The following is a 3,398-nucleotide window of genomic DNA, read 5'->3' as shown; positions in this document are numbered from 1 at the left end:
GCCTCGGTCGTCGAGGCGCCCAAATGCGGCGTGCAGACGACATTGGGCAGGTTGAACAGCACGTTCTCCTTCGCCGGTTCCTCGGCGAAGACGTCGAAGGCGGCGCCCGCGACATGGCCCGATTTCAGCATCTCGGCCAGTGCCACCTCGTCGACCAGCCCGCCGCGGGCGCAGTTGATGATGCGCACGCCCTTCTTGGTCCTGGCCAGGTTCTCGCGCGACAGGATATTCGCCGTCTTCTCGGTCAGCGGAACGTGCAGCGTGATGAAATCCGCCCGGTGCAGCAGTTCGTCCAGCTCGACCTTGGTCACGCCCAGCTTTTCGGCACGCTCTTCCGACAGGAACGGGTCATAGGCCAGCACCTTCATCTTCAGCCCGATGGCGCGGTCGGCCACGATCGAGCCGATATTGCCGCAGCCGATCAGGCCCAGCGTCTTGGCGGTCAGTTCGACGCCCATGAAGCGGGACTTTTCCCACTTGCCCGCATGGGTCGAGGCGTTGGCCTCGGGGATCTGGCGGGCGACCGCCATCATCATGGAAATCGCGTGCTCGGCCGTGGTGATCGAGTTGCCGAAGGGCGTGTTCATCACGATCACACCCTTCCTGGACGCGGCGTGGATGTCCACGTTGTCCACCCCGATCCCGGCGCGGCCGATGACCTTGAGGTTGGTGGCGGCCTCCAGCACCTTTTCGGTGACCTTGGTGGCCGAGCGGATGGCCAGCCCGTCATACTGGCCGATGGCGGCGATCAGCGCGTCCTTGTCCTTGCCCAGGTCGGGGCGGAAATCGACCTCGATCCCGCGGTTACGGAAGATCTGGACAGCGGTTTCGGACAGCGCGTCGGAAACGAGAACCTTGGGAGCCATTTTCGTGGTCCTTTGCAGAATGTCTGGGGAAAGAGGATGGGGGTGCCCCCACCCTTCAATGCGGTCTGTAGGGTGGGTGAAACCCACCGTCCCGGCTCAGGCGGCGGCCTGCGCGGCAATTTCGGCCTCGAAGGCCCATTCGATCCAGGGCATCAGGGCCGCGACATCCGCCGTTTCCACGGTGGCGCCGCACCAGATCCGCAGGCCCGCGGGCGCATCGCGATAGGCCCCGATATCCAGCGCCACGCCTTCCGTCTCCAGCCGCCTGGCGACGGCCTTGGCAAAGGCCGCGCCATCCGCGATGCGCGGGTCGGTGAATTTCAGGCAGACGCTGGTGTTCGACCGCGTCGCCGGATCCACCGCCAGGTTCTCGATCCAGGGCTTGCTGTCGACAAAGGACTGCACGGCGGCGAAATTCGCGTTCGACCGCGCGATCAGCGCAGGCAGCCCGCCGATGGATTTGCCCCAGGCCAGCGCCACAAGGTAATCCTCGACCGCCAGCATCGAGGGCGTGTTGATCGTCTCGCCCTCAAAAATGCCCTCGATCAGCTTGCCGCCCTTGGTCAGGCGAAAGATCTTCGGCAGCGGCCAGGCGGGGGTGTAGCTTTCCAGCCGCTCGACGGCGCGGGGGCCGAGGATCAGCATCCCGTGCGCACCCTCCCCGCCCATCACCTTTTGCCAGCTGAAGGTCGTGACATCCAGCTTGTCCCAGGGCAGGTCCATCGCGAAGGCCGCGCTGGTCGCGTCGCAGATCGTCAGGCCCTGACGGTCCGCCGGGATCGCGTCGCCATTCGGCACGCGCACGCCCGAGGTGGTGCCGTTCCAGGTGAACACCACGTCCTTGTCGAAATCGACCTGCGCGAAATCCACGATCTCGCCATAGGGCGCCTCGCGCACCGCGGCGTCCAGTTTCAGCTGCTTGACGACATCCGTGACCCAGCCTGCGCCGAAGCTTTCCCAGGCCAGCATCTCGACGCCGCGCGCACCCAGCAACGACCACATCGCCATTTCCACGGCGCCGGTGTCCGAGGCGGGCACGATGCCGATGCGGTACTCGGCGGGGATACCGAGGACCGCGCGGGTCTCCTCGATCGCGGCTTTCAGCCTGGCCTTGCCGATGGCAGCACGGTGCGACCGCCCCAAGGGCGCGTCAGCCAGCATGTCGAGCGAAAAGGCGGGGAGTTTGGCGCAGGGGCCAGAGGAGAAACGCGGATTTGCCGGCCGCGCAGCCGGAGTCTCGATGACCATCGATGCTATCCTTCCAGATAAGCGCCCCTCGTTGGGGAGGGGTGTCCCATCGCCGCCATTACGCCCCTTCCCCCTCTGGCGCAAGGGGCAAAGCTGCGCTATTGCGCCGCCTCAACGCCCAATCGCGACACGCGCGCAGCCGAACGGACCCCGCCCATGCATGTCATCACCCTGCTGACCGCGCCCGCCCGCCCGGCGCTCGACCCTGCGGCACTCGAGGCGCTGCGCAATGCCTGGGGCGGGGGCGCGGTGCTCTGGCTGGCGCCCGGTGTGGCCGCCGAATTCCCGGTCGAGACGCTCCCCGGCAATTTCCACGACATCTGGGCCGAGTTCCAGGCGCTGGGCGTCGATCTCGTGGCCCAGCCCGCCGAGGGGCGCCGGAAACGCATGCTGATCGCCGACATGGATTCCACCATGATCGGGCAGGAATGCATCGACGAACTCGCCGACGAGGCGGGCGTCGGCCCGCATGTGGCCGAGATCACCGCCCGCGCGATGAATGGCGAGCTCGATTTCGCAGGGGCGCTGCGCGAGCGCGTGGCCCTGCTCGCGGGCCTGCCTGCCGAAGTGGTCGACAAGGTTCTGTCCACCCGCATCACCCACACGCCCGGCGGCCGCGAGCTTGTTGCCACGATGAAGGCGAATGGCGCGCATTGCGTGCTGGTCTCGGGCGGCTTCACCAGCTTCGCCGCGCGCGTCGCCGCCGATCTGGGCTTCGACGAATACCGGGCCAACACGCTTCTGATCGAGGACGGAAAACTCACCGGCAAGGTCGCCGAACCCATCCTTGGGCGCGCGGCCAAGGTCTCGGCGCTCACCGGTATCTCCGCCCGGCTCGGGATCGCACCCGACCAGGTGATGGCCGTCGGCGACGGCGCGAACGATCTCGGCATGCTGGGGATCGCCGGGGCAGGCGTGGCGCTGCACGCCAAGCCCGCGGTCGCCGCGCAATGCGACATCCGCATCAACCATGGCGACCTGACCGCGCTGCTCCATATCCAGGGCTATGCAAGGGACGATTTCGCCGCCTGACCGGCCGGAAAGGCGCCAGGCCACGCCGCACCTGCCTTCTTCTGGCGTCAAATATCCCGGGGGTCCGGGGGCAGCGCCCCCGGCGGGTCGCCCTGGCGTCAGCCAGGGCGAAACCCCTCCCGCACCCCGCGCCTAGAGTCGACCGCGACCAAGTTGAATCTTTGGGATTCACACCCGGCGCAATTTCTGATTCATACTGACTGCCGTGAAGGAGGCGGCATGGATGGGGAAACCGTATTCTTCTGATTTGCG

3 protein-coding genes are annotated in these 3,398 nt (G+C 66.9%); 1 reads left to right on the top strand and 2 read right to left on the bottom strand.

Annotated elements, in window-relative coordinates:
• Together ENN83_RS01890 and ENN83_RS01885 are read right to left on the bottom strand one after the other, a co-directional pair.
• A partial coding sequence (locus tag ENN83_RS01890) for a hydroxyacid dehydrogenase (protein WP_287183392.1) occupies positions 1 to 866 on the bottom strand: 866 nt, incomplete at its 3' end.
• A gap of 96 nt (positions 867 to 962) precedes the next feature.
• Complete coding sequence (locus tag ENN83_RS01885; RefSeq protein ID WP_287183389.1) at positions 963 to 2,114, bottom strand: phosphoserine transaminase; 1,152 nt, start codon at positions 2,112 to 2,114, stop codon at positions 963 to 965.
• 156 nt (positions 2,115 to 2,270) lie between these two features.
• Here ENN83_RS01885 and serB point away from each other — a divergent pair, with 156 nt between their 5' ends.
• A complete protein-coding gene (gene serB / locus ENN83_RS01880) occupies positions 2,271 to 3,146 on the top strand; it encodes a phosphoserine phosphatase SerB (protein ID WP_287183386.1) in 876 nt (291 codons plus the stop codon).
• The last annotated feature ends 252 nt before the right edge of the window (positions 3,147 to 3,398 follow it).

The organism is Rhodovulum sp., from assembly GCF_011048875.1.
Taxonomy (GTDB): Bacteria; Pseudomonadota; Alphaproteobacteria; order Rhodobacterales; family Rhodobacteraceae; genus Rhodovulum; species Rhodovulum tesquicola.
Note: the sequence above shows the minus strand (reverse complement) of the source record. Positions and strands in the feature narration are given on the sequence as shown.

Excerpts from the sequence above, each read along its gene's own strand:
- ENN83_RS01885 (WP_287183389.1), bottom strand. The coding sequence starts at position 2,114 with ATGGTCATCGAGACTCCGGCTGCGCGGCCGGCAAATCCGCGTTTCTCC.
- serB (WP_287183386.1), top strand. The coding sequence starts at position 2,271 with ATGCATGTCATCACCCTGCTGACCGCGCCCGCCCGCCCGGCGCTCGAC.